The sequence below is a fragment of the Ruegeria sp. YTSC325 genome (genome assembly GCF_059609525.1).
In genome coordinates this window covers 161123-187296 of sequence record NZ_JBXWLY010000009.1, presented here as the reverse complement: position 1 = coordinate 187296, position 26174 = coordinate 161123, and the positions used below count along the sequence as shown (strand labels likewise).

At 53.5% G+C, this 26174-nt stretch carries 28 protein-coding genes and 1 tRNA gene; 16 read left to right on the top strand and 13 right to left on the bottom strand.

Going from position 1 to position 26174, the window contains the following annotated elements; all coding sequences use genetic code 11:
* Positions 1 to 649: 649 nt before the first annotated feature.
* Positions 650 to 1207: a hypothetical protein gene (locus AC2FF7_RS14610; protein WP_480870513.1), complete on the bottom strand. Its 558-nt coding sequence runs from the start codon at positions 1205 to 1207 to the stop codon at positions 650 to 652.
* Positions 1208 to 1297: 90 nt separating this feature from the next.
* Between AC2FF7_RS14610 and AC2FF7_RS14605 the strand changes: the two genes are divergently transcribed.
* Positions 1298 to 1864 (top strand): Crp/Fnr family transcriptional regulator, encoded by a 567-nt coding sequence (locus AC2FF7_RS14605; protein WP_496905838.1) that lies wholly within the window; start codon positions 1298 to 1300, stop codon positions 1862 to 1864.
* Positions 1865 to 2200: 336 nt separating this feature from the next.
* On the opposite strand, the gene AC2FF7_RS14600 is transcribed toward AC2FF7_RS14605, so the two are convergent.
* Entirely contained in the window at positions 2201 to 2404 is a 204-nt protein-coding gene (locus tag AC2FF7_RS14600; RefSeq protein WP_058283652.1) for a hypothetical protein, read from the bottom strand.
* A gap of 237 nt (positions 2405 to 2641) precedes the next feature.
* A complete protein-coding gene (locus AC2FF7_RS14595) occupies positions 2642 to 3409 on the bottom strand; it encodes a helix-turn-helix transcriptional regulator (protein WP_480870507.1) in 768 nt (255 codons plus the stop codon).
* Positions 3410 to 3562: 153 nt separating this feature from the next.
* Here AC2FF7_RS14595 and AC2FF7_RS14590 point away from each other — a divergent pair, with 153 nt between their 5' ends.
* The 6 genes from AC2FF7_RS14590 (at position 3563) to AC2FF7_RS14565 (ending at position 9167) form a co-directional block, all read left to right on the top strand.
* Positions 3563 to 4663, top strand: coding sequence for an ABC transporter ATP-binding protein (locus AC2FF7_RS14590; RefSeq protein ID WP_234899573.1), 1101 nt, complete (start codon positions 3563 to 3565; stop codon positions 4661 to 4663).
* A 34-nt stretch (positions 4664 to 4697) separates the two neighbouring features.
* Positions 4698 to 5861, top strand: coding sequence for an ABC transporter substrate-binding protein (locus AC2FF7_RS14585; protein WP_093962198.1), 1164 nt, complete (start codon positions 4698 to 4700; stop codon positions 5859 to 5861).
* A 38-nt stretch (positions 5862 to 5899) separates the two neighbouring features.
* Positions 5900 to 6751, top strand: coding sequence for an ABC transporter permease (locus AC2FF7_RS14580; protein ID WP_170566510.1), 852 nt, complete (start codon positions 5900 to 5902; stop codon positions 6749 to 6751).
* Between the two features lie 7 nt (positions 6752 to 6758).
* Positions 6759 to 7580, top strand: coding sequence for an ABC transporter permease (locus AC2FF7_RS14575; RefSeq protein WP_480870502.1), 822 nt, complete (start codon positions 6759 to 6761; stop codon positions 7578 to 7580).
* 18 nt (positions 7581 to 7598) lie between these two features.
* The gene (locus AC2FF7_RS14570) at positions 7599 to 8357 is read left to right on the top strand and encodes an SDR family NAD(P)-dependent oxidoreductase (RefSeq protein ID WP_353392665.1); all 759 of its coding nucleotides are present in this window, start codon (positions 7599 to 7601) and stop codon (positions 8355 to 8357) included.
* 177 nt (positions 8358 to 8534) lie between these two features.
* Positions 8535 to 9167 (top strand): tyrosine-type recombinase/integrase, encoded by a 633-nt coding sequence (locus AC2FF7_RS14565; RefSeq protein WP_353392664.1) that lies wholly within the window; start codon positions 8535 to 8537, stop codon positions 9165 to 9167.
* A 142-nt stretch (positions 9168 to 9309) separates the two neighbouring features.
* Here AC2FF7_RS14565 and AC2FF7_RS14560 read toward each other — a convergent pair whose 3' ends face one another.
* Positions 9310 to 9663 (bottom strand): putative quinol monooxygenase, encoded by a 354-nt coding sequence (locus AC2FF7_RS14560; RefSeq protein WP_480869464.1) that lies wholly within the window; start codon positions 9661 to 9663, stop codon positions 9310 to 9312.
* 96 nt (positions 9664 to 9759) lie between these two features.
* Positions 9760 to 10521 (bottom strand): IclR family transcriptional regulator, encoded by a 762-nt coding sequence (locus AC2FF7_RS14555; protein ID WP_480869461.1) that lies wholly within the window; start codon positions 10519 to 10521, stop codon positions 9760 to 9762.
* A gap of 70 nt (positions 10522 to 10591) precedes the next feature.
* On the opposite strand from AC2FF7_RS14555, the gene AC2FF7_RS14550 reads away from it, so the two are divergent.
* The 3 genes from AC2FF7_RS14550 to AC2FF7_RS14540 are packed head-to-tail and all read left to right on the top strand — an operon-like array spanning position 10592 to position 12777.
* Positions 10592 to 11947 carry a selenium-binding family protein gene (locus tag AC2FF7_RS14550; protein WP_496905837.1) on the top strand — a complete coding sequence of 452 codons (1356 nt, stop codon included), beginning with the start codon at positions 10592 to 10594 and terminating at the stop codon, positions 11945 to 11947.
* Positions 11948 to 11949: 2 nt separating this feature from the next.
* On the top strand, positions 11950 to 12309 hold the full coding sequence (locus tag AC2FF7_RS14545) for a 2Fe-2S iron-sulfur cluster-binding protein (RefSeq protein ID WP_029621660.1): 360 nt from the start codon (positions 11950 to 11952) through the stop codon (positions 12307 to 12309).
* Between the two features lie 3 nt (positions 12310 to 12312).
* Positions 12313 to 12777, top strand: a complete 465-nt coding sequence (locus AC2FF7_RS14540; RefSeq protein ID WP_170754812.1) for a CoA-binding protein — start codon at positions 12313 to 12315, stop codon at positions 12775 to 12777.
* Between the two features lie 397 nt (positions 12778 to 13174).
* On the opposite strand, the gene AC2FF7_RS14535 is transcribed toward AC2FF7_RS14540, so the two are convergent.
* Positions 13175 to 15082: a bifunctional 2',3'-cyclic-nucleotide 2'-phosphodiesterase/3'-nucleotidase gene (locus AC2FF7_RS14535; protein WP_496905845.1), complete on the bottom strand. Its 1908-nt coding sequence runs from the start codon at positions 15080 to 15082 to the stop codon at positions 13175 to 13177.
* Between AC2FF7_RS14535 and AC2FF7_RS14530 the strand changes: the two genes are divergently transcribed.
* On the top strand, positions 15078 to 15203 hold the full coding sequence (locus AC2FF7_RS14530) for a hypothetical protein (protein WP_496850504.1): 126 nt from the start codon (positions 15078 to 15080) through the stop codon (positions 15201 to 15203). The two genes, AC2FF7_RS14535 and AC2FF7_RS14530, sit on opposite strands and share 5 nt — an antisense overlap.
* A gap of 444 nt (positions 15204 to 15647) precedes the next feature.
* Here AC2FF7_RS14530 and AC2FF7_RS14525 read toward each other — a convergent pair whose 3' ends face one another.
* Positions 15648 to 16139: a P-loop nucleotide/nucleoside kinase family protein gene (locus tag AC2FF7_RS14525; RefSeq protein ID WP_496905836.1), complete on the bottom strand. Its 492-nt coding sequence runs from the start codon at positions 16137 to 16139 to the stop codon at positions 15648 to 15650.
* A gap of 16 nt (positions 16140 to 16155) precedes the next feature.
* Positions 16156 to 17055, bottom strand: a complete 900-nt coding sequence (locus AC2FF7_RS14520; RefSeq protein ID WP_353392617.1) for a LysR family transcriptional regulator — start codon at positions 17053 to 17055, stop codon at positions 16156 to 16158.
* Positions 17056 to 17151: 96 nt separating this feature from the next.
* Here AC2FF7_RS14520 and AC2FF7_RS14515 point away from each other — a divergent pair, with 96 nt between their 5' ends.
* The gene (locus AC2FF7_RS14515; protein WP_496905835.1) at positions 17152 to 17799 is read left to right on the top strand and encodes a class I SAM-dependent methyltransferase; all 648 of its coding nucleotides are present in this window, start codon (positions 17152 to 17154) and stop codon (positions 17797 to 17799) included.
* A 299-nt stretch (positions 17800 to 18098) separates the two neighbouring features.
* Here AC2FF7_RS14515 and AC2FF7_RS14510 read toward each other — a convergent pair whose 3' ends face one another.
* Together AC2FF7_RS14510 and AC2FF7_RS14505 are read right to left on the bottom strand one after the other, a co-directional pair.
* On the bottom strand, positions 18099 to 18515 hold the full coding sequence (locus AC2FF7_RS14510) for a universal stress protein (protein ID WP_480869022.1): 417 nt from the start codon (positions 18513 to 18515) through the stop codon (positions 18099 to 18101).
* A gap of 412 nt (positions 18516 to 18927) precedes the next feature.
* Positions 18928 to 19003 (bottom strand) — tRNA-Thr (locus tag AC2FF7_RS14505).
* Positions 19004 to 19167: 164 nt separating this feature from the next.
* Here AC2FF7_RS14505 and AC2FF7_RS14500 point away from each other — a divergent pair.
* Genes AC2FF7_RS14500 through arsB form a run of 4 tightly spaced genes read left to right on the top strand, consistent with a single transcriptional unit; the run spans position 19168 to position 23277 of the window.
* On the top strand, positions 19168 to 20001 hold the full coding sequence (locus AC2FF7_RS14500) for an arsenate reductase/protein-tyrosine-phosphatase family protein (protein ID WP_170355706.1): 834 nt from the start codon (positions 19168 to 19170) through the stop codon (positions 19999 to 20001).
* Positions 19998 to 20996: an ArsJ-associated glyceraldehyde-3-phosphate dehydrogenase gene (locus AC2FF7_RS14495; protein WP_496905834.1), complete on the top strand. Its 999-nt coding sequence runs from the start codon at positions 19998 to 20000 to the stop codon at positions 20994 to 20996. The genes AC2FF7_RS14500 and AC2FF7_RS14495 overlap by 4 nt, the downstream gene beginning before the upstream one ends.
* On the top strand, positions 20993 to 22258 hold the full coding sequence (gene arsJ, locus AC2FF7_RS14490; RefSeq protein ID WP_170755440.1) for an organoarsenical effux MFS transporter ArsJ: 1266 nt from the start codon (positions 20993 to 20995) through the stop codon (positions 22256 to 22258). Before AC2FF7_RS14495 ends, arsJ begins: the two co-directional genes overlap by 4 nt.
* A complete protein-coding gene (arsB, locus tag AC2FF7_RS14485) occupies positions 22255 to 23277 on the top strand; it encodes an ACR3 family arsenite efflux transporter (protein ID WP_480869018.1) in 1023 nt (340 codons plus the stop codon). The genes arsJ and arsB overlap by 4 nt, the downstream gene beginning before the upstream one ends.
* A gap of 2 nt (positions 23278 to 23279) precedes the next feature.
* On the opposite strand, the gene glf is transcribed toward arsB, so the two are convergent.
* From glf to AC2FF7_RS14470, 3 genes are read right to left on the bottom strand one after another with little or no spacing between them, the layout of a single operon-like run.
* Complete coding sequence (glf, locus tag AC2FF7_RS14480; RefSeq protein ID WP_480869016.1) at positions 23280 to 24437, bottom strand: UDP-galactopyranose mutase; 1158 nt, start codon at positions 24435 to 24437, stop codon at positions 23280 to 23282.
* Entirely contained in the window at positions 24438 to 25328 is an 891-nt protein-coding gene (locus AC2FF7_RS14475; protein ID WP_496905833.1) for a hypothetical protein, read from the bottom strand.
* Positions 25325 to 26098 carry a glycosyltransferase family 25 protein gene (locus AC2FF7_RS14470; protein ID WP_170755443.1) on the bottom strand — a complete coding sequence of 258 codons (774 nt, stop codon included), beginning with the start codon at positions 26096 to 26098 and terminating at the stop codon, positions 25325 to 25327. Before AC2FF7_RS14470 ends, AC2FF7_RS14475 begins: the two co-directional genes overlap by 4 nt.
* Between the last annotated feature and the right edge of the window lie 76 nt (positions 26099 to 26174).

Sequence of the window (26174 nt, the reverse complement as noted above, 5' to 3'; positions counted from 1 at the left end):
GACCCCCAGCGGTACAGAGGACGGAACGAACCGGAAGGTCTAGGCGAGCTCGGGGGGCCGCCGGATTATCTCAACGAGACGGAACAGGCTGTCTGGCGCGCCTTTGCAGACGAATTGCCTTGGTTGGTTCATAGCGACCGTGCCTTGTTGGAATCGGCGTGTATCCTGAGGGCTCGAGTACAGGACAAACAGGACCTCAGCGCGGCGCTGTTGAGAGAACTTCGTTTACACGTAAGCGCATTGGGCGGGAGCCCAACTAACCGCAGCAATATTCAGGTTCCTGAAGCAGAGGCGGAACACAATCCATTTGATCGGTTCGCGTAGAGCAAAAGCGTAACGGATATTCAGTATTGGAGGCTGCATTCTCTTGGAAGGCAGTCTTTGATCAACAAGCAGCACCAAAAATTAGGCAGATATTTCCAAGTTTGTAGGTATGGAAGTCAAAGAAGGTGGCCAGGCATTTTCGGCAACGTGCAAAACTGGGCGGCGGCACGATGACAAAAAGTAACAGCAACCTCATGGACCCTACGAAACTGCTCAGGAATGCGCCCAGATGCGCAGCCACAGCAAAGTCTACAGGCCAGCGATGCCGAGCTCCTGCAGTTCAAGATTGGAGTGTCCGCGGCATGCATGGCGCCAAAGCGGACGTTCAATTGACCTTTGGTCGCTGACGTATTCTCCGTATAGCAAACTCGACTAGAGCAATCAGCAAGGTGGTAAACACAATCGTCGAAGAGATAGCCTTGCTCACCGACGCCAAACTTGCCGCTGTAACCAGTGCTTCGGGAACGCCAAGACCGGTATTTAGCATCCAGACGATCAACCCATTCTCAGCATAATCCGCGATTGCCGCAAGATAAGCTACAGCGGCAACGACTCGATACCATCGAGCAGTCGAGCCAAAGGATTGCGACAACCAATAAAGCGAACTGGCGCTCGAAATCGCCAATAGAGCCGGGTACACCGTGTCCAGTGGAATTTGCATGGTAAGATAAACTCGTCGTCCTTCTTCTCCGAGTGCGGAAATGAGTGCCAGGGCATCAGCGTAGGAATAGCCGTTTGGTCGCATGTCGAATGCCCTTACCCCGGTGATCCGTTCAATATCTGCAAGCGAACCGAAGACCATAAGAAAGTAGACGAGCATCGCGGCGCACCAGAACAGCAGGATTCGGGAACCATGATGTGGGTAGGGAAGTGAGTTATTCATAGATTTTCTCCAGCATTGACGATGCTGGACTATCGGTGCGCGGCCGGTTCAAGCATTATCATTTGATAACGTGAGTTAGGGGTGCATGGAGTGGAAATTCATCTGAAAACCATCGAAGAATTCATGACGGAACTCCCGGACAAAGATCGGGAGACACTGGTAAATGCATTAGAAATATGTAACTGGCCAATCGGAACTTACATGTCGAGCCAAGGTGAGCGAGACGAGAATGAGTATTTCCTACTCAAAGGACGTGCGCGAAGCGTAGTCACCGATGCCGAGGGTACAGAGGTAACCCTGAACCTGTACGCCGCTCCAATGGTGATAACGCCCAACATGGCCAGAACTTCAGTTGGAAGTTCGTTGGTGGATATTGAGATTTTGGATGACGCCGTTGCTGCGACACTGCCAGCTGCGCAGTTGATGGACCTAATGGTGAATTTCGAAGGCATACGCGAATGGGGTAATAACTTAATGCGCGAGGAGTTGGCCCGCAAAGTCGGACGCGAGTGGTGCCTTGCAGCATTGAGCGCGCGGCAACGTTTAGAGTGGTTTCGAAAGGTACACCCCGGGTATGAAGCGCTGTTTGCCCATTTCCACATTGCTTCATACTTGGGAATGACGCCCGTCACATTGAGCAGAGCTCGTAACAGGTGATTTCAGTCAAATATTCTTAGGCGAAGGCAGTCGTAGCTCGGAACCATTCACTCGCTAAGCAATGGCGGTTTTGTCCGGCAGAGCCGTCATTCGTTGAAAATTACTCGATGTCTCATGTGCGGACAAAGCGGTCTGTGGTTCTCCAATCAAATCGGCCGACCTTGGGTTTACAGTACACGGTTGTGGAGAGTGAGAAGGACTAGTTGTCTTCACTTCCGGAAGTATAGTGTCTCAATTGGTACCCTTATTGCATGCTGAGCAGGACGTTATGGCTCACGAGCGTCCAGATACCCTCCGGTTAAGCCCTTTTGAGTGTCAGATGGTATCGTCCCAAAATTAGGTTGTTGGTTGTTCGGGTGCGTCACCTAGAGCCAGCAGCAAAAGAATAGCCAAAAGGGGTGATCCAACCAGACCGATCAGGAACCAGATCAAACCGGATCGGTTGCGCCGCCCTGCCATCGTGATCGGCAGGATATAAAGCCAGATCACGACAACCAGCAAGATGAGCATAAAAATCAACTGGATAACTGGTGCGTCCATGAATTTTTTGCCTTTCGTATCTTGACGCCATATTTAAAACGGCTGGTCCGGTTAGATAGACAATGGCCCGAAAGCGTTTTCGGTTATTAATTTAGCCCGACATGGGTCCCGGGCGTCCCAACCCTCTCCCTTTGGGTTCCTTGGCTATCAGACAATGCCGTCCAAATGTTTGGTGTTTTCCGGGTCACAAGGTAGCAAGGTCGGCAAAACGGATAAAGTGGGTGTTCAAGGAACCTTTTAAAGCGCCTTTTCAATGAACTTTGAAAAAAGCTCACCCTGCGAGTTGATCCTAAGTTTCGCGTAAATGTTGCGTCTGTGGATGCGGACTGTGCCTGGAGAGATGCCGAGAATTGTGCCAACAGCTTCTGCCGAATGGCCCTTCAATGTGAACTCAACGACTTCTCGTTCTCGTGGCGTCAGAACGCCATCGCCAAATGCCTGGAATGCTAGATCAACGCGACGACTAACGCCATTCGCTGCGGCGCCGCGGGCCATCGTTGGAAAGTTACTCCAATGTTTGCAACAGGCTGCCCGAACGAGCGGCCATAGAGCGTGCAAATGACGAATTTCCTTGGCGGAAAAAGGCTTCTCTGCTCGCATGAGCGAGACCACAACCATCCCAGCGCCTGGGATATCGATAAAGTAGCCAATCTCCTCTGCTAACCCAGTCCTTTTGTAATAGCTGCGATAGTATTCGCCCTGATAGAACCTGTCCGGTGCGATATCGCGCATGCGGTACAGACCCGGTGTTATTGGTTTTGTCGCGGCCAAAAAAAATGGATCAAGTACGTAGGGCCCGGCTTGGTAATCCTCAACAAAAATACGCCGTTTGCTTTTGGGGAAATCGTCGTGAAGGTCTATTGGTGCTTCGGTTCCGACATGGCCAAACACCACCGTAAAATCAAATGGTGCGACCTGCCGTAAGCCATCTGCCAAAGCACATGGAAATTCTGGGGTTCCGATCTTCTCCACGACCCTGCCGGCCTCTTCCATCCAATCGTACACACGCCGCTCCAGATTTTCGAAATGCACCTCTATACCCCAATTGTGGTATATACAGTTATTCCGAGTTATTGTTACTTTTTTCTTGTTTGAGTGGTATGCCAACAAATGCCAAAAAATCAAGCAAAAGGAAAACGGCAGTATATGAGCTTTGACATGAGCGTTCCCATGCAGACGATTGCGGAACTCCGAGGAGTGACCAAGACCTTCGGGAATGTGGTCGCCGCCAAAGACCTGAATCTTTCCATTGGGAAAGGAGAGTTCCTGTCGTTCTTAGGCCCATCTGGTTGCGGCAAAACCACTGCGCTTAGAATGTTGGCAGGTTTCGAGAAGCCAACCGAAGGTCAGGTGTTGCTCGATGGAGAAGTCGTCAACGACTTGGATGCGCACCATCGCCCAGTCAACATGGTGTTTCAGCACTATGCTCTTTTTCCTCACCTAAGCGTGTTCGACAACATCGCGTACGGCCTGCGCCAACAACGACCACGCGTAGACAAACAAAAAATCGCGACAAAGGTTGAGCAAGCGCTGGAAACTGTCCGTCTTGGTGGGTTTGGCCCACGTCGCATCTGGGAGATGTCTGGTGGTCAGCAGCAACGCGTCGCTTTGGCGCGTGCGATCGTAAACGAGCCCAAGCTTTTGCTGCTTGATGAACCAATGGCTGCTCTGGATCGAAAGCTTCGAAAAGAAATGCAGTTTGAACTGCAGAACTTGCAACGACAACTGGGAATAACTTTTGTCCTCGTCACGCACGACCAAGAAGAAGCGCTTTCAATGTCTGACCGAATTTGTGTGATGGAAGGCGGCAGTATTGTGCAGGTTGGCAGCCCACGCGAACTCTATGACATGCCCCGCAGCCGCTACGTGGCTGGATTTGTAGGTACCTCAAATTTCTTTGATGCAACTGTGACTGACTCAGCAGCCGACCAAATCACTGTGCGTTTAGCGAGTGGCCAAAAGGTGCACGGAACTCCGGAGATTCCAATAGATGCAGGGCAGGAAGTGTGCGTTAGTATCCGTCCTGAACAGATCACGCTGACCCGCGCGCTACCCACAGCTGAAATCGCTCTGCCAGTTACCATTCAAAATCGGATCTTCCTTGGGGAGCACACAGAATACCTTGCGCGCAACGAAGCACTGGGTGACTTCCACGTACTTGTGCCAAGGCAAGCGGAATTGAACGAGGGGACGTTCAATGCAGGAGAGCAGGCCTTTGTTTCATGGGGCGAAGGCGCACTGCTGATCCTGGAAAAATAACAAATCCCGCAATCCAACAACAGAGAGGTTCACAATGACCAAGGATAATGGGACTATTTCCAAGCAAAAGTTCATGGAAGAGCTTCGCCGGTACCAAAAGGGTTCGGTTACACGGCGACATTTCTTAGGCGTGACAGGTCTTGGGATGGCAACGGCCGTTCTGGGCACGGCTATTCCTGGGTTGCGTCCACGCCCGGCATTTGCTGCCGGGGACATTGGCGACCGAGTGATCCTCGCCACATGGCCGAACTACCATGACGAGATGAACTTCGAAGCTTTCACGGAAGCCACTGGCGCCCATGTTCAGGTCAATGTTTTTGGCTCGAACGAAGAGATGTTGGCAAAACTACAGGCTGGAGGGTCTGGCTGGGACGTTTTCGTTCCAACCAACTACACGATCACTACGTATGTGGGTGAAGATCTGATCATCCCGCTCGATACGTCCAAACTGCCAAACTACGACGCAGGTTCATTCGAACAGCGCTTTTCCGACGCCGGTTCTGTCGATGGCCAGCTTTACGCGGTCCCAAAAAACTGGGGCACGACTGGCTTTGCAGTGAACACCAGCAAGCTTGACGGCGCTCCGACTCCAACCACATGGAAAGAGTTCTGGGACCTTACTATGGAAGGTTACTCAGGCCGGACAATGGTGCACGATTACCAACTCACCACCATCGGTAATGCCCTGAAATACTTCGGCTACTCCTTTAACTCGGTCGATGAGAAGGAACTGGCGGATGCCGAGAAATTGTTGCTGGATGCCAAACCGCATCTGTTTGCAATCTCGTCGGATTATCAGCCACCGATGCGTAACGGTGACGCCTGGATGACGATGTGCTGGACAGGTGACGGCAAGCAGATGAATGTCGACATGCCTGAAATCGCCTACGTTCTGGGAACTGAGGGCGGTGAACTCTGGTCCGACTACTACGCTATTCCTAAGGGCGCACCCCATATGGATGCCGCTTATGCGTTGATCGACTTCCTGCTGAACCCGGAAGTTAATGCGAAAGAAGTCCTCGCTCACGGCTATCCATCGGCTGATGCTCGCACCAATGCGTTGCTGCCGAAGGAACTACTGGAAGATCCGATCCTTTATCCGGCAGCTGACCTTCTGAATGCACTCGAGTTCGGCGCGGCGGCTACACTAACCGATCCAAACCGTGCCGAGTTGCTCGCCCGCTTCAAGTCGGCCTAAGCGGCAAGGCCGCCAATATCGGAAAAGACGAGGACAAAATGACCGAACGAGGCAGAAAAGCACTGTTGCTGGCTCCAGCAGGAATATGGCTTTTGGTAATGCTAGCCCTTCCTCTGCTGGTCGTCTTCGTCTTTTCCTTTGGCGAACGGGGTGCCGCCGGAGGCTACGTTCCAGCGTTCACGTTGGAACAATATGCCAACCTTCCTGCGCGATGGACGGCGTTTAAGAACACTTTGATCCTTGCACCACTGGGGACTATCGCTGCGTTGGTAATTGCCTACCCGCTCGCCTACTTTCTTGCAGTGCGTTGTTCACCAAAGTGGAGAACTTCGCTGTTGATCCTAGTGATCGTGCCGTTCTGGACATCGATCCTGATCCGGTCATACGCTTGGATTTTCATCCTTGGGGGGCGTGGCTTGCCCGCTTTACTAGGGTCGATCGGCATCGATGATATCCGCCTGATAAATACGCCGTTCGCTGTGCTTGTCGGGATTGTCTATGGGTATCTACCTCTGATGGTTTTCCCGATTTTTGTAAGCTTAGACAAACTGGATAAACGCCTTCTGGAAGCATCGGCTGATCTCGGCTCTACCCCATGGCGTACGTTCCGTCAGGTGACACTTCCTTTGTCGGTACCTGGTATCGCAACTGGCTGCATGCTGGTCTTCATCTTGCTGATGGGCGAGTTTCTGATCCCAGCGATCTTGGGCGGCGGAAAGGTCTTTTTCGTCGGAAATGCGCTGGTGGACCTGTTCCTGCAGTCTCGGAACTGGGCGTACGGATCGGCGGTCGCAATGACTCTGGTTGTCGTAATGCTTGTCACTGTCTCAATTTACATGAAATTCATCTCGCGCCTGGGTGGCCAGCGCGAAGATGTCTCGCTGATGTGAGGGCCCGATGCGCTTATACGCGATTTGCGTCTACCTTTTTCTCTATATTCCAATCGGCATCATCGCGCTTTTCAGCTTTAATGCCGGACGACACGCAAGTCAGTTCATGGGGTTCTCGACCCAATGGTATGGTAAAGCGCTGAACAACCCATTTGTAATGGACGCGCTCGAGACCAGTCTGCTTGCGGCATTCATAACTGCTTGCCTCGCATCCACTCTCGGAACCATGGCGGCCATCGCTTTACAAGGGGTTAAGGGATGGCTCCGAACTTTGTTTGATGCGATGATTTATATTGCGATAATGATACCCGGTATCGTCATCGGCATCGCGACACTCATTGCCCTGGTCACCGTATTCGGCTGGCTAAACCCGCTTCTTGCAAGCCTATGGCCCGATGGAGCAAATCCCCCGCAACTTTCCATGGGGATGACCACGCTTGTCGCCGCACACACCATGTTCACAATGGCGCTGGTCATAATCATCGTACGTGCAAGGCTATCGGGTATGGACCGCGCGCTCATGGAAGCTTCTGCTGACCTCTTTGCGACGCCCTGGGGCACCTTTCGACAGGTGACCCTGCCGTTGATAGCACCGGCAATTTTGGCAGGCTTCCTGCTCAGCTTCACTTTCTCATTTGATGATTTCATCATCGCGTTCTTCGTAGCTGGCTCAGAAACAACCCTGCCAATCTACATATTCTCATCCATCCGGCGCGGCGTAACACCCGAGATCAATGCCATCGGCACTATGGTTATGGGTGCTTCGCTCTTGTTGCTCGTAGCAGCGCAGCTGCTTTTGCGCCGAGGCGCCTCAAAATCGAATAGTTAAATAAAGGAGCCAAGTGACATGCGGCTTGCAGGTAAGGTCGCGCTCGTGACGGGCGCGGGATCAGGAATTGGTCGGGCGGGTTCAATGACAATGGCACAAGAGGGTGCGCATGTTGTGGTAACCGATCGCGATGCAACACTTGCTGAAGCCACTGTGGCCGCAATCGTTGCGCAGGGAAATCAAGCATCTGCCATACAGCTTGATGTGACCGATGACGATGCCCTTACCAGAACCATAGACGAAGCAGTTAAAAACTTCGGTCGGCTTGACGTGTTGCACTCTCACGCTGGGTTGCAGATCGAAGGAACGCTGGAAGAAGTGAAACCAGATGGAATGGATGCTTCTTGGGCATTGAATGTCCGCGCTCACTTCATTGCCGCGCGTGCAGCCGTCCCCCATATGAAATCACAAGGTGGAGGCAGCGTGATCGTCACGGCCTCCAATTCTGGGGTTCAATATGACCGGGGTATGATCGCCTATGCGACTACAAAGCACGCTGCAGTTGCGATGGTCCGGCAGATGGCAGCCGACTACGCTGTCCATGCAATCCGTTTCAATGCCCTATGTCCAGGATTTGTAGACACCCCTTTCAATGCAGGCTTCGAAAAGCAGATGGGAGGCCGTGCCAAACTGGAAAGCTACATCGAGCAGGCGATCCCCATGAGTCGATGGGCGACAGTTGAAGAGATTGGCCATGGGATCGTCTATTTAGCTTCAGATGAATCCGCTTTTATGACGGGGCAAGCCCTGGTTATCGATGGCGGTGAATGCATTTAGTGATGGGTTAGACCGCTCAAGAGAATGTCTATCGCCGCAATTCCTTTTGGCGAGCACATTTCAGTCCGCTTTGGGCTCCTTCCGGACTTCAGAGGCCGCGCAGCAATCCCGTGATATGGTGCCTCGTCAGTGTCGGGTTGTCGTTTCGGGAGGGCCTGGCGGATCGGAGGATCAGTCATGGAAACACCAAACCTTCCAGCCATTCGCGCACTTCGCCCCGCATGGAACAAGGGCCGCATCGTGGGTCAGAAACGACCGCTGAAGCCTAAGCATGTCTGGGCGATCCGTGTTCGACTTGAATTGGCCGAAAACCAGCGCGACCTAGCGCTGTTCAATATGGCGATCGACAGCAAGCTGCGCCGCTGTGACCTGGTGAAGATGAAAGTCGTCGATGCAATGGCATCAGGTCTGATCAAGGAGCGCGCCTCAGTCCTGCAAAGCAAGACGCAGAAACCTGTTCGCTTTGAGATTTCCGAAGGCACACGCGCCTCAGTCGAGAAGTGGATGGAAGACGAGCTCATGGTTGGCTCCGAGTACCTTTGCCCTGGCCGCTTCCACGAGCGGCTGCATATCTCGACCCGCCAGTATGCGCGGATCGTCCGCGATTGGGTCAAATCGATCGGTCTTGAGACGAGCGCATACGGTACGCATTCGATGAGGCGGACGAAGATGACCCAGATTTACAAGAAGACAGGCAATCTTCGCGCCGTTCAGCTCCTGTTGGGGCATACGAAGATGGACAGCACCGTCAGGTATCTCGGCGTCGAGCTGGAGGATGCGCTAGCAATCGCCGAAGACATTGAAATCTAGCAACTTCGGGTCGCCTTCGGGGGGGCGCCCAAAGCGACCATTTGCGTGAGCCGCAGCGAAAGGCTGCTTTGAGCCCAACGCGGTCCAGCACCAAAATCCATAATTTTCTCGCACCGGCGATAGCTTCAAACGTCGGTCAATTTTACCATAGTAGCAGGCTTGCTTTTTGCGCCTCGAAACCTTTTGGCGTCGGAAAAAGCGAGCGCATCCTGGCAACAAGTTCAATCTCGCCATCCAGCATCTTATGGACTGTGTCTAACCAGTTATTGAAAGTTTCAGAGTTCCAATAGTCCTGAATTGCAGCTTCGTTCCTGAACACTTCGTAGAAATAGAAACGATTTGGATTTGCCTCATCCACCATAATTTGAAGCTGGAAAACTTCGGGTTCTTCACTGACAACATTTTGCGCTTGGTAGATGCTGGCCTCCAAAAAGGACTGCCGAAACTCGGGCTTTACGTTGATCACGAAGAATCCGCCAAACATTGCATCGTCCATATTTGTCTCCCTCATTGACCTAAAAGCAGCGAAGGTCGCAAAACACACCTGTCTTGCAGAATGGCGTTAACCTACAGCACTGCGATACCCATGAACCTAAGCGGGTATCCTTTCTTTATCTGCTTCACCCCATCCTAGCCCGCGTGCAAGTTCGTGTGACATTGTGGTAAGTGTATGCCCAATCTTTTCTCGCTTCGAAGGTGTAAACACCCGAAGAGACGCCGTAGCGCCGATTGAAAGCGTTGCACCAACACCTGTCTTAGTCAGCGTTGTTGCGACAGAACTGACCCCGCGCTCGAGCTCTTCAACACATTCCGCATACCCTTTTGCTCGAATGACATCGAGTTCCGCGGCCAGATCCTTAGGGTCTGTAATCGTGCGATCTGTGTACCGCTTAAGCTGCCCATCCAATCGGTCTTGAGACAGCAGCTCAGGGGACACGGCGGCGATTGCCTTGGCGCAAGAGCACGCGTGCATTGGTCGTTTGCCCATACCTGGATGAAGAAAAGACACGCCCGTCTGCGGTGTCTCCACATGAATAATCTCAACCCAATGGCCCCGTAGCCGAGACAAGAAAAACGCAGCGCCGTAGTCATTCGCGGCACCAGAGAGGACAGGCGCAATCACTTGCAAAAGAGCGGGATCAGAGTGATCGCTCAACGTGATACGCTTTAGCCTATTCCCAATCGCGAACTCACCTCGGGTTGGTGATTCAAGGAGGCCGAATGAAACAAGGTCTTGAACCAGCCTGTAGGCCGTCGGTTTAGGTATATCGGACTGAGCACAGATATCCGCTACGGACGCACGTCCTTTTTGACCCACGATTTCCAAAATCAGCGCTAATCGTTCGAGATGCATTTTTCTCACTTTATGATAATTAAATTTTCGATATACGATACAATTTAGGGAATCAAGGGAGGAGCACTCGATGGATGGACAATGCTGTGGGCCGGGCTTCAAGAGTCCGCAAGAAGCCATCAAAGCCCCCCGAGAAAAACTACTCTACACGATCGCCATCTACACTGGGACAGGGATCCAGAAACCTGATTACCTTGCTACAGTGGATGTCGACCCTGACAGCCCGACCTATTCCCAGGTAATCCATAGGCTGGAAATGCCAGAGATTGGGGACGAGCTTCACCACATGGGGTGGAACGCCTGTTCGTCCTGTCACGACGACGGCTCAATGTCCCGCAAATACCTGATCTTGCCGGGCGTACGCTCTAACAACCTTCACATCGTTGATACAGCCACTGACCCGCGTGCGCCGCGGTTGCATAAGATCATCGATGGGGCCGAGATCAAGGCCAAGGCAGATCTATCGGGCCCGCATACGGTGCACTGTTTGGGCTCGGAAATCATCATTTCCTTCCTTGGAAATGCCAAGGGTGAGGCTCCTGGAGGCTATCTGCATCTCGACAAAGAGTTCAACATCGTCGGTCGCTGGGAAACCTCGATGGGCGATATCAAATTTGGCTACGATTTCTGGTACCAACCGCGCCACAACGTGATGGTCAGTTCCGAATGGGCTGCGCCCAATACCTTCATGCCAGGCTTCGATCTGGAAGAAGTGGGCCATCTGAAATATGGGCGGGAGCTGCATTTTTGGGATTTCGAAAAGCGCGAACCGGTCGAAAGCTTCTATTTGGGTGAAGACGGACTGTTGCCACTGGAAGTCAAGTTCCACCATGACCCCGACAGCACGCATGGGTTCTGTGGCGCAGCTCTTTCGACCAATGTGATCCATTGGTGGCAAGACGATGCTAAAAAGTGGCGGTGGGAAAAGATCATCGACGTGGAAAACGAGATGCACCCCGAATGGCCGATCCCGTTGCCGGGGGTTATGTCGGCGATCCTGATCTCGATGGACGACAAATATTTGTACCTGAACAATTGGCTGCATGGAGATATGCGCCAGTATGACATCACCGACCCGCATAATCCCAAGCTGACCGGCCAAGTGTTTATGGGGGGCCTTTTGGGTAAAGCTCCGATCGTTAACGGGGTTGAGGTAGCGGGTGGTCCGCAAATGTTCCAGCTCTCTCTCGACGGGCGAAGGCTTTATGTCACGACCTCGCTGTTCTCGACTTGGGATAACCAGTTCTATCCCGAGATCCGCAAAAAGGGTGGGGTTATGGTGATGATCGATTGCGACCCTGAAAACGGCGGTATGAAGATCAACGAGGATTTCATTGTGGACTTTGGCAAAGAACCGAATGGTCCATCGCGCTGTCACGAGAGCCGGTATCCAGGCGGTGATTGCACAAGCGACATCTGGCTATGACTATGTATACCGTGACGATCGCGAACAGAGATGGCGCGCAATACTGTGTGGATGCGCGGCGTCCACTTCTGGAAACGCTGAGAGAACAGGGCGTCGACTTGCCTTTTGGGTGCAAGTATGGCGGCTGCATTACCTGCGCGGCAAAACTACAGACTGGCGCGATCGATCAACGCCGACAGGTTGCGCTGAATAATCGGCAAATCGCGAACGGCTATGTGATCCTTTGCGTGGCACGTCCGACATCCGACATCACGCTTGAGATCGGGGTCGAGAGCCATGACAAGCTGTACCGCAATCCGTTTCTCGACCCTCTCAAACCCCACGAGCTCAAGGCTGACATTGCGACGCCGAAGGAAGGTTAACCGATGCCCGAAGCAGATATCGACCGCATCTACGATTACGACCCCAAATACCTCGCCGACATCCTGCAGTCGGTTAAAACCATTGCAATGGTGGGGGCTAGCGCAGACAAAACGAAATTCAGCTATGGCGTTCTGCGACAGCTGAGTGAAATCGGCTATGATATCCTTCCGGTGAATCCTAACCCGAATGTTTCGGAAATTAGAGGGCTCAAGGTCTACCACTCGCTGGAAGAGATCGACAAACATGTTGATATGGTAGACGTTTTTCGCCCGAAGGAAGAGTTTTATGCCTTTGCCGAGAAGGCTATCGCAATCGGGGCAAAAGTTCTTTGGGGTCAAATCGGTGTGTACGACGACAAAGCAGCGCAACTCGCCGAAGCGGCGGGCCTTAAAGTCGTGATGAACCGATGCCCCAAGATTGAACTCTTCCGCCCGTTTTGGAAGCCGCGCCTGGACCTAAAGATATGATGGAAATTCGATTGGTAGCGACCTCCTCAGCATCCAATAAGGGTGCCAATTGAGATATTGTGCTTGCGGAAGAGAAGACACGTAATCCTGCCCGCTTTTCGAAATCCGCATACTCTAAACCCAAGAACGGCCGTTTTGTTTATGGAACCAACGGCCACCTTGTCCGCGAACCGGGTATTCAGGCTACGTCCCAGCGCCGCGCAACGGCGAACGGCAGCTTTGTCCGCAAAACGGTTGCTCATGCCGAGTGTAGCGAATGTCTGCTTCGAGCCCAAAGCAGACGTTCATTCTGACCACTGATAGCTTTTGAACATCGCAGGCGGGCGGTCAGCATAAGCCAGATGATAGCTGCTTTAGTTGACCCCCAGCTCCCCCAAAGTATGCAAATGAGATTGAACTAGAGCTTGATGCGGAAAGCCGCGAAACCGTCTGTGCCTTCTCCGGCCTCTTCGATTGAAACGCCTTTGACGTCGCCAATGTAGTCTCGGGCCTTTGGGCCGGTTTCGAAAAGAACGGTTGTGTTCTCAAGAGGCGCAAAGGACCAATTGGCGTCGGCTTTTGGGTTGATCGTTCCCTGTTCAACAATATAGCGCACAATGACGTCGCGATTGGTGTCTGGGGCCTCGAATACGATTGTATCACCCAGTGCGCCAGGGAACGAACCGCCGCCCGATGCACGATAATTGTTGGTGGCAATGATGAACTCCATGTCATCAGTGACCGGTTCACCTTGGAAGGACAAGTTCACAATTCGGGCTGCATCGGGATTCGCCACTTCGCCCTTTGGTCCAAAGCGCGGCGGTTTTGACAGGTCGATCTGATATGTCACACCATCCATTACATCGAAATTGTAAGACGGAAACTCAGGATTCAGTAGAACCGCGTCTTCTGAGCCTGACTCGATCGTGTTGAACATTCCGGCCGATCGCTCCAGCCAACCACGCAGCTGAACACCGTTCACTCGCACCGCGCGCACCGTATTTGGATAGAGATACAGATCAGCCACATTTTTTATGGCAACATCCCCAACCGGGACATCGGTGTAATAGTCGGGGCCTCCGCGACCACCCGCCTTGAACGGCGCCGCCGCTGACAGGATCGGCAAACCTTCATGCTCGGTGCCTTTTAGCATTTCTTCGACATACCATTTCTGCGCGATTGAAACGATCTGAACAGACGGATCATCAGCAACCAGCGCGAAATAGCTGTGCAATGGAGCGGATGTCTTGCCAACTGCTCGACGGACATAGGCGAGCGTTTCGTCGTGATCCTTCGCAACCGAGTCGAGAACCTTCTGATCGTCTCCGACCAAAGCGGTGATTGAGCGGTCTTCATTGCGTTGGGAAATCGCACGGGCCTCAGACGTAGTGGTAACCACACGCCACTCATTTCCTTCCCGTTCCAGCAGCAGATCCAGCAAACCAAGATGTGAACCCCAGAAGCCGCCCATGACAGCAGGTTTGCCCATAAGGGTGCCCTTTTCGACATCGATGCCGGGTCGGTCCGAAAATGTCGGCGAGGGGAAGACAAGGTGATTGTGGCCCGTGACCAACGCGTCGATCCCGTCAACACCCGCCAAAACGACTGATGCGTTTTCCATACCGTCGACATGATTGGCGTCGCCGATCCCAGAGTGTGAAAGGGCGATGACTAGGTCACAACCTTGTTCTTTCATCTCTGGCACGTATGCCCGCGCGGTTTCGACGATATCGCGGGTTTGAACATTGCCTTCCAGGTGCTTTCGATCCCAGTTCATGATCTGCGGCGGCGTAAATCCAATTACTCCAATTTTGATCGAGTGCTTAGCCCCATCGCCCATTTCGATTTCACGGTCGATGATTGCATAAGGCTTGATCAGCGTTTTGTCGTCACGCGGAGTTGCACCTTGTGCCTTTGAAACATTGGCCAAAACGACCGGGAACTCCGCACCCGCGAGTGATTTTTCCAGGAAATCCAGCCCGTAGTTGAATTCGTGATTGCCCAGAGTTGCGGCATCATAGCCAACGATGTTGAACGCGGTGATAATGGGGTGGGCGTCCCCTTCTTTCATGCCACGCTCATAGGCGATGTAGTCACCCATCGGGTTCCCTTGAAGAAAGTCACCATTGTCGACCAAGATCGAATTTGTCGCCTCAAAGCGAATTTCGTTGATGATTGAGGCCGTACGGGACAAGCCCACGGTGTCACGGGGTTTGTCAGCATAATAGTCATAAGGGAACACATGGACGTGGATGTCGGTTGTTTCCATAATGCGCAAATGCGCTTGGTTGTTGGCAGCCAAAACTGAAAAAGGATGCAAGGTGATCGCCGCTGCACCGGCTGTTGTTGCAAGAAACTGGCGACGCGAAATTGACGAGCGGCTGGAAAATGACATGGGTGACCTTTCGAATTGGCTGGCAACGAGAATTGTTGCCGCTTTTGCATAATGATCTTATGACAGTATTTCCTATCACATCTTGCAGACTTATTTCAGGGGTTTTGGACGAGCACCAAGCACCAACTCAGGGCAGTTGTTAAGTGATTGCGTCCGGTGAAACCAAGCTAGGAGTGTTTTGACAACGTATTTGCAAAATACTCAGTGCCATTTACCTTCGTCCGTGCTGCATTGACGGCGCTGAACTATTCTGAAGGTGGTCGCTGGAGCCAGTACTGGCCAGTGCGTTGCTCGAGCCCGCCAGTGACGTACGTTAACCAATAATCGGTGTAAACGACATTGCGGTTTTGCCTTCGCCTTGAGCCATGAAGGACACACACGCATGCACCTCTTGTTGCCGCGCGTACTCCGGACTTGAGACCCCGTGAAAGCTGTCTGTGAGCATTAGCCATCCGTCGATGCAGAGTAGGTGCTCGAAACATGTTTGGTGCCGCCGCTACTGACGGTGAGTTATGATGTTGAAACCTTCTTCGGGTAATGGTGGCACGAAATGCCGCGCAATACGGCGATATTGATCTTCTGTTGGTGCAAAGGCATGCGCGCCTTCTCTGTTGCGCTTATGCAGCCTGTGCAGACAAACTTCATCTGGCAAATCCAAAAAGTGAAGGTGGTGCTGCGCAGCCGTGTCTTTCAGCAAGTCGCGCATCCAAGCTCTATTTTCAATTGTGTTCGCTGGAAAATCGAGAACCACTGAAACGCCAGCCTTCAGCAAAGAAGCCACGTGACGCCCCATGACCGGTCGCAGTTTCCAAGCGCAATTCACGTAGTCCTGCAGGGACTTCATCTGGTCGCCAAACAGGGTGCTAAGCCATTCATCTTCTGAAATGAGCACGACTGCGTCTCTTTCCGCTAGTTCCGCTGCCAGAGTAGATTTTCCAGAAGCGACTTTGCCGCATAGCAAGTGAAGCGTTGGAATAGCCTGTGACATAGAACGAACTCCCGGATTACCTGATGGTCCCTGCGCTAAGTTGGTCCGCCAGTTGATCAAATACCAACCTGATCCTTCGTGCGGTATGTAACTCGGAGTGTGTCGCCAGCCAAATCGGGAACTTAAACGGCTCGCGGTCGGGGAGCACGCGCTCCACACCAGGTGTTAAGGCAGCCACATCATCCGACATTACACTTATGCCAAAACCTTGGCGCACCAGTTGCCAGGATACAATCCCGCTTTGTGAGCCAATCCTGAAGCTCTTTCGGGTTACTTTAATGCCCGCCGGATCGAGAAAACCGATCATCGTGTCGATGTCCCCAAACCCGACAAAGTCCAATTTCGCAAGTTCGTTTTCATTTTTTGGCCGTCCCACCTGATCAAGGTACGAAGGTGCTGCGTAAAAATGGGCCGTGGCCTCGGCGACGAGCTTTGCTGTCAGATCCGGCTGAGTTGGACGCACATGTCGGATGGCGATATCAGCCTCACGTCGCTGTATGTCTCGTATGTCATTTGCAGCAACGATGTCGATCTCTAGTCGCGGTGCCGCAAGTCGGATCTTTTTCAGTATAGGTGGCAGCTGATAGGCAGACATCACATCGGACGCAGTAATCCTGACTTGCCCTTCAACAGCTTGCGACTGGCTTGTCGCAGTAAGAGAAATCCTGTTCGCCACATCCGCCATTTCTCTGACATGCAACAAAAGCTCGGCGCCAGCAGTCGTCAAATTGAGCGACTTGCCGACTCTTTCAAACAGAGTGATGCCAAGGGCCGTTTCCAGCGCAGCAACTTGACGGCCAACAGTGGGTTGAGTTTGCTCAAGAACGCGTGCCGCTGCGGAAAACGAGCCTTCTTCGGCTGTCGCAAGAAAGGACCGTACCTGGTTCCAGTCGAAATTGATTGCATTCCAGTTCATGCATTTATGCATAACACTTCTGCAAATTGCGGCAATTCCATAAATGATTGTTTGGAAGTAAAGGATACGGCGACAACCTTTTTTAAGAGTAATGAAATGACTGCTTTGTCCAAGGATGCCGCGTTCTGGAGCAATATCTCGCAAAAGTATGCGGCAGACCCAATCCGCAACATGGAAGGGTATCTGAAAACACTCGAGCTCACTAAGTCGTACCTGAAAGCGGAGGACAACGTACTGGAAATCGGGTGCGGGACGGGTTCAACCGCGCTGCTGCTTGCACCGCATGTCGCCCATGTCACTGCCACGGATCTCGCTCCGGGCATGATCAAGATTGCCGATGAGAAGCGTGCTAAAGAAGGATTGGAGAACGTCACTTTCAAGGTGGCTGAAGTTCTTGAGCACGGTTTAGATGAAGGTTCTTACGATGCGATCTTGGCGCATAATTTGCTTCATCTTCTGCCTGATTTGGACCAAGGGCTCGAGCACATTTCGGCGCTTACAAAACCCGGTGGGCTTTTCATATCCAAAACCGTCTGCGCACCTGAGAGCGGTGGTTTCAAGTATGCGATGATCAGTCGGATCGCCATCCCAATCATGCAGGCTCTTGGGAAAGCCCCGTTTGTGCATTTTGTGTCTGGATCAGTGCTTGAAAGGAAAATCGCGTCCGCAGGCTTCGACGTGCTTTATACTTCTGATCAAGCCTCAATGCTTCAGAGCCGCTATATTGTCGCGCAAAAATCTTGAAGTTTTAGTTCGTTTAGCTGCATCCGTCGAAACGATCTTTGCGTAAACTTGCACGATACTTTCATACTGGAAGGAACGGAGTTACCTCGGCCTGCTTGTACCTTAAGAGTGTTGTTGCGAAAGGCCGTTTTATCCGCAAAGCGGACATTGACGATGCAATCCGTTGATGGCTGCTTTCACCGAAAAGCGGTCATTCGTGCAAAGCGCAGCGAGCGACTGCGTTGAGCCCGCTGCTGACGTGAAATCGACCCAAGCGTTCGGTTTTTTCAGACCACGGACTTTGCTCGATACGGCCAGGTTTAGCTGCGGACCAAGAAGACCGATGCGTCGGCGTGAGAAGCAACTCGTCCACCATTAGATGGCCAGATATAGTCCGCGACACCCGGTTTGTGCGTCGCCATCACTACAAGATCCGCGCCGGTCTCTTTCACGGCCTTGAGCAGAACGTCGTCGATGTCGGTCGTGGGATCATGGGCAATCATCATCTTGTGAGACACGGCATGCCCATATTGGTTTGCCTGTCCCTCCGTGAAATCAACCAACTTTTTCTCATATTCGGCCGGCGTGTGACCCAATGTGGTGGGAGCTGACATGGTCGCCCCGACGTAGCAGACTTTCGAATTGTGAATGCGTGCCAGGTCAGCGGCACAAGACAGGGCCAGCCCAAGGCTCTCTTCATGCTCCAAATCGACCGGAACCATTATGAGTCCAAACATTTCTTCCTCCCAAACAATTCTCCCCGTGCAGAAAGCAATTGGCCAACCCGCCAAGTTTGAAAACGGGTGCCGCATGTCGGGATCTGCTGATTCGGTGTTCGAACTTAGCAATGCATCGCGTTCGCAGATTTGATGTAACTCAAGAAGCTCCATCGGCGCGAAACCCGGCCGAACTGAATGCTGGCTTGTCCGCTAAGCGTACGCTCAGTCAGGTTTGGCGACGGTCCGCTCCTGAGCCAAAGCGGACGTGCTAAATAGTATGGCCATTCTTACAGTGGGAAGTGGGCGATGGGCATGGAATTGAAACCAGCCCAGGATCATCAGGCATCAACAAAAATTCGGGGGACAATTCAGGGGATGAATATCAAGCTGATCATTAAAATTTTAAAAATTAATACATTACAATGATATTTGGTGCCTCAAGAGGGACTCGAACCCCCGACCTTGTCCTTACGAAGGACCTGCTCTACCAGCTGAGCTATTGAGGCAGCGGGGGACCGTTTAAACCGTCTCGCCCTGACGTTCAAGACTTGTTCGGCAAGGCTTTTAGCCGTGCTTACAGCGCCCAAAACCCCGGTCTGTTTTGTGAAATTTTTACGACACTGCTGATCGCCGGTTGCCGTTTTTCTATTACTTCGATATTTCATGAAATATGATAAACGAGACAACCGACAAACTGGCCACCCTGGGTCACCCGCAACGCTTGATGGTGTTTCGCATGCTCATGCGACGATATCCTGACACTGTTCCAGCGGGTGAGCTTGCATCCGAGCTGGATATCAAACCCAGCACCCTGTCGAATTACCTGAACGCGCTGCAACGCGCGGGGCTGGTGCGGCAGGAACGGTCAGGGACGTCGCTGCTCTATTCGATCGAGATGACGAATGTGCAGCACATGCTGGACTTCTTGCTGAACGATTGCTGCAGGGGCCGGCCCGATATCTGTATGCCGTTTTCACAAGGACCCGAGACTATGCCGGATCGCAAATACAACGTTTTGTTTTTATGCGTGGGCAATTCCGCCCGTTCGATCTTTGCCGAATCCATTCTGCGCACGTTGGGAGAGGATCGCTTCAACGTCTACTCGGCCGGAACGCAGCCCACATCGCAGCTCAACCCATTTGCCGTTCAGGTACTTAGCGACAAAGGGCACGACACCTCAGTGCTGCGGTCCAAGCATATGTCCGAATTTGCAGCCGATGGCGCGCCCGAGATGGATTTTGTCTTCACCGTCTGCAATCAGGCCGCCAATGAGGAGTGTCCCGCTTGGGAAGGCCAGCCAATCAGCGGTCATTGGGGCATGGTCGACCCGGTCAAAGCCACAGGCACGGACGCCGAGAAAAGCCTGGCCTTCCAGAACGCCTATGGCGCGCTGAAACGACGGATCGAGGCGTTTACGTCATTGCCGGTCGAAAGCCTGGACCGGATCGCTTTGCAAACCGCCGTCGATGATATCGGCAGAACCCCCGTTGAGGATATGAAATGACCACTTACGCGGTAAACGGCCTTGGCCGGATGGGCAAACTGGCCCTGAAACCTCTGATCGAGAAGGGCGCCAAGATCGCTTGGATCAATGATGGCGTCGGCGACCTCGAGATGCACGCGCACCTGCTGGAATTCGACACGGTCCATGGCCGCTGGGATGCGGAGTTTACCCATGATGCCGACAGCGTAACGATCGATGGCACGCGCCTGCCGTTCGTTGGCACCAAAGACCTGTCCGACCTGCCTCTGGACGGCGTGGATGTGGTTATCGACTGCACTGGCGTGTTCAAGACCGAGGCTAAGCTGGCACCGTATTTCGAGGCGGGGGTGAAGAAGGTTGTCGTCTCGGCCCCGCTCAAGGACGGCCCCACGGCCAATATCGTGATGGGCGTGAATGAAGGCACTTATGACCCCGCGGCCCATCACATCGTGACCGCGGCGTCTTGCACCACCAATTGTCTGGCCCCGGTGGTTAAGGTCATTCATGAGAATCTGGGTATCCGTCATGGCTCGATGACCACGATCCACGATGTGACCAACACGCAAACCATCGTGGACCGCGCCGCCAAAGACCTGCGGCGTGCGCGGTCGGCATTGAACTCGCTGATCCCGACCACGACTGGCTCGGCCACGGCGATCACGCTGATTTACCCCGAATTGAAAGGCCGCCTGAACGGCCACGCGGTGCGGGTGCCCCTGCTGAACGCCTCGCTGACCGATTGCGTGTTCGAGGTGGAACGTGAAACCACCGTCGAAGAGGTCAACGCCTTCTTCAAAGCCGCCGCCGAGGGTGAGCTGAAAGGTATTCTGGGCTATGAGACCCGGCCATTGGTTTCGACGGATTACACCAATGACGAACGATCTTCGATTGTCGATGCGCCTTCGACCATGGTGGTGAACGGGACGCAGTTAAAGATCTATGCGTGGTATGACAACGAAATGGGCTATGCGCACCGTCTGGTGGATGTGGCGCTGATGGTGGGGAACGCGCTGTGAGCGACCGGCCCGAGGGACTGTCGGCCTATATCGCGGTCACGGCGGCCTATTGGGCCTTTATGCTGACCGACGGAGCCCTGCGGATGTTGGTGCTGTTGCACTTTCATACCATAGGGTTCTCGCCGGTTCAGTTGGCTTATCTGTTTGTTCTGTATGAAGTCGCCGGGATGGTGACCAATCTGTCAGCGGGTTGGATCGCTGCGCGGTTCGGGCTGACCTCGACGCTTTATGCCGGTCTGGGGATACAGATTGCAGCATTGCTGACAATGACGTTTCTGGACCCGCATTGGAGCGTCGCCACCTCGGTCGCCTTCGTGATGGCTGTACAGGGTGCCAGCGGCGTGGCCAAGGATCTGGCCAAAATGTCTTCGAAATCCGCCGTCAAACTACTGGCCCCCACGACAGGCGGAGGGTTGTTTCGCTGGGTTGCTATTCTCACCGGATCCAAAAACGCGGTCAAAGGGGTGGGCTTTTTGCTTGGCGCGATCATGCTGGTCACAATGGGCTTTATGACAGCGATCTTTGTCATGGCCGCTGTTCTGGCCGTGATCCTGTTCGCCGTCATTCGCTTTATGCCGCCCGGCCTACCCAAAGGACGCAAAGGAGCCAAGTTCTCCGAGGTCTTCTCAAAATCGCCCAACGTGAACTGGCTATCGGCGGCGCGGGTTTTTCTGTTTGGCGCACGCGATGTGTGGTTTGTGGTCGGCATACCGATATACTTTTACGCCGTCCTGTCGGATGGCACGGAAGAAGGCAACCGCGCGGCCTTTTTCATGATCGGTACGTTCATGGCCGTCTGGGTCATACTGTACGGCGCGGTCCAAGCCAGCGCGCCGAAAATCCTGCGGGCCGCGGACCGTACCGAGGGCGACTTGATAAAAGCCGCCCGCACCTGGGCTGCTGTCCTGTTCTGCATTCCTGCGACGCTGACGGTAGCGGTACTGATCTCGGACGGGCCGCAAACATGGCTGACCGTGACACTGGTTTTGGGTCTTTTGGTTTTTGGAGCGATCTTTGCAGTGAACTCGTCCCTGCATTCCTACTTGATTCTGGCCTTCACCAAATCCGAGCGGGTCACCATGGACGTCGGCTTTTATTATATGGCCAATGCCACAGGACGCCTTGTGGGCACCGTTCTGTCCGGCCTTACCTACCAAGTCGGAGGCTTGCCTTTGGTCCTGGGCACAGCCGCGGCAATGGTCGCGCTTGCCGCGTTGACATCGGGCAAGCTGACCGACCAAACCCACGAGGCACATGCATGAGCGTTTTTGAAAGATACCTGACCATCTGGGTTGCGCTGGCGATGATCGGCGGCGTCTTGATCGGACTCGCCGCGCCCGGGCTGGTGGGCCTGGTCGCCTCGGCCGAGGTGGCAAGCGTCAATCTGGTCGTCGCGGTGCTGATTTGGGCCATGGTCTACCCAATGATGGTCGGAGTCGACTTCGGAGCCGTAGCCGGCGTTGCCCGCCAACCCAAGGGACTGATCGTGACCCTCGTGGTGAACTGGTTGATCAAACCCTTCACCATGGCCGTGTTGGCTGTACTGTTTTTTGACTACGTTTTCGCCCCGTGGATACGCTCCGAGGACGCCGCACAATACACCGCCGGTCTGATCCTGCTGGGTGCAGCGCCCTGTACGGCGATGGTGTTTGTCTGGTCGCAACTGACCAAAGGGGACGCGACCTATACGCTGGTGCAGGTCTCGGTCAACGACCTGATCATGGTGGTGGCGTTTGCCCCTATTGTGGCGTTTCTGTTGGGTGTCACTGATATCGCGGTTCCCTGGCAAACACTGGTTCTGGCGACGGTGCTCTATGTTGTTTTGCCCTTGATCGCAGGGTTGATCACACGACGCAGACTAGGCTCTAAACAAGCGATTGAGGCGTTCTCGGCCCGCGTTAAGCCGTGGTCCATCCTGGGGTTGATTGCCACAGTCGTCATCCTGTTCGGCCTGCAAGGACAGACGATCCTGGCCAAGCCGCTTGTGATTGTCCTGATTGCAGTACCGATCCTGATCCAGAGCTATGGCATATTCGCCCTGGCCTATGGCGCAGCTTACGCGCTGAAGGTTCCGCATCGTATAGCCGCCCCGTGCGCCATGATCGGCACATCCAATTTCTTCGAACTGGCAGTCGCCGTCGCCATCAGCCTGTTTGGCCTGAATTCAGGGGCGGCGCTTGCGACCGTTGTTGGCGTTTTAGTCGAGGTCCCAGTGATGCTGTCGCTTGTTGCCTTCGCGAACAGAACCCGCTCCCGGTTCCCCGAACTTACACCGTCCTGAACTCAGAGAACCGTCACAAAGAACGGCTTTAGTTTCTCTCCTGCCGCAATCGCGGACAACGCCGATTTGGCTGTATCCAGAGACTCGCGGATAGTGACGTCCATATCCAGATAGCGATAGGTGCCGAGGCGACCGACAAACGTGACATTTTCCGCCTTGTTGGCCAGCTCGACATAATCACCCAGCAGCGCCTTTTCCTTGACCTGACGGATAGGATAATAGGGGATGTCGTCCGGTTCGGCCGCACGCGAGAATTCGCGGTAACACACGGAACCGTCATGCGTTTCCCACGGCGCGAAATGCTTGTGCTCGGTAATACGGGTATATGGGACCTCTTCCTCGCCGTAGTTCATGACAGCACACCCCTGGTAGTCACCATCATACGTGAAGCGTTCGAAATCCAGCGTACGATACCCCAGCCGGCCCAGCTCATAGTCGAAATACCCGTCCAGCGGCCCCGAATAGAAAACGTGGTCAAAGTCATCGCCCATACTGCGGTCGAATGTCGTGCCCAGCTTCACAGTGATCGAGGGATGATCCAGAATACCCGCAATCATATCGGTGTATCCGTTTTCCGGCATGCCCTGGAACTTGTGGAAAAAGTAGTTGTCGTCGTAGTTGAAGCGAACAGGCAAGCGTTTCAGGATCGATGCGGGCAGTTCGGACGGGTGACAGCCCCACTGCTTGATGGTGTAGCCCTTGAAGAACGCCTCATAGAGGTCCTGGCCAACAAACCGCATCGCCTGTTCTTCAAAGCTCTGAGGGTCGGTGATCGAAGTGTCCGCCTGTTCTTCGGTAATGAACTTATGTGCTTCGTCCGGGCGCATCGTCTTGCCAAAGAACTGGTTGATCGTATGCAGGTTCACCGGCAGCGAAAACACCTGACCCTTCGAGGTCGTCTTGACCCGGTTCTTGTAGGGCAGGAAATTGGCGTAGCTGTTGACGTAGTTCCACACTTCTTCGTCGTCAGTGTGAAAGATGTGCGGGCCGTAGACGTGTACCATCACGCCTGTATCCGCATCGCGCTCGGTGTGGCAGTTGCCCCCTATGTGGTCGCGACTGTCGATGATTGTGATTTCATGCCCTTGTTCGGCAAGTTCACGTCCAATCACCGCGCCAGAAAGCCCGGCCCCTACCATCAGAAATCGACCTTTGTTCATCTATTTACCTTCGTGCTTCGGTGAAATCGTGCTCATGTCGAGCGGCTTGATCAACTGTCGCCTAGCGATTTTGAGTATGCCTGACCGTGCCTCGGCCTTGCTGCGAAAGGCGTTCAACACGGACATCCAGCCACGGCACATCCGCCAACCCAACTTCAACCGCCCCGAGATGGGTTGTCCGCCCTGCAAGATACCCGCAAACACGATCGGAACCGTACGTCGTGACAAATCGAACATCTCTTTCAGAACGGCCTCTTCTTCTTCTGAACTGAGATTACCAGAAGCCGCCATAGCCGCCTTCAGGTTTTTCCCGACGGGGCGGGTGTGATGCATTGCGATCTCGTCCAGAATGGCTGTCCTGAATGCACCGGCCTCGGCCCAACGACACCAGATATAGTCCAGCCCGTAGCCGCTCATGGTGCTCTGAAACAGGGGCAGAGCCTTCTGCAGCACATCGCGGTGCATACAAGGGGCCATAATCTCGATGTAGTTTGTGTATCTCAGAACAAAGCCCGGGCACTGGCTGAATACGAAATGCGAAAAATAGCTTTCTGAACTCAACGATGGCTGAGCAATGCGAAGACCATAATGCCGCATCGACGCGAACATGGCATTGACGTCCTGCGCACTGATGTCCAGATCGTCATCAGGCAACCAGAAATAGTCGTAACCCTCAAGGTTCCGGTCAATAAGTGTTTGGTACAAACCGTCCCACTTGCCGCCTTTCAGCAAGATAGCTTCAACCCCGTCCTCTGCGACAAAGCTGTGATAGGCTTCGTCGGAAAAGAAACTGACGATCAGGTCATAGTCGCGATCTTCATAGGGGATTTCGCACCAACGGTGGTGCAATGACTTGCTGCCCGCGCGGACAACGACGAGGCTTTTCTTCATACGTGGCTTCGGACCTTATTCCCGGCGCGCAACAATGGGCCTAACCCTTCGATTCTGTCAGGATTCAAAGGGTGGCTTAGCCTGCCGTGAGTATATTTGGCCTGATAAACGAGGTTGCGCGCGAACCTGAGCAGAGGCGATCCCGGTTTCATTTCTTTACGGCCATGGTCGATCGAACTACCGAGTGCTTCGCGCTCAGAGATCATCGGAGCGGCCAGCGTAAGTATCGGTACCCGGTGTTCCCAGTAGAACTTCAGATCGATATCAACAGGCCGGGCAATCGGAGCATCAATTTCAAGCAGCTGCGCCGCGGCTCTGCGACCGATGATATACCCCGTTGTTCGAGGTGGCAGGCGATCTGATAGGACCAGATCTTGGTCCGCAAATTCCTTAAGGACTTGCACGTTCTTCCCCGGAACTCCGTCCAGTTTTATCATCACGCTTTCGAAGCACTCAGAACAATCGTGCATCGCATCCAGAAACGATCTAGGATCTTTCACAAATGTCGCGTCATCTTCGAGCACCAGCCAAACAGGGTCACCAGAATCTACCAGTTTTTGCCAGATCTGACGGTGGCCCAGCGTGCAGGCAACTTCGTTCAAGCTGAGCGGGCGCTTGAATTTTGTACGATTTTCATTCGTGTCGTAAATCTGATGCAGATTTGGCGTATCGAGCTTATGTCCGGGGATAGCATCTGAAAACTCAAACGTGACGCCAAACTTCGCAAGCTCCGCTTCGCAGAAGCGTCTACGTTGAACCTCTTTCGGCAAACTGAGAACAACAGCTCTTATAGACACGGTTCTTTTCCACTCAAATGCGCGGCATTGTTAGTGGCCGCAAGCTGTA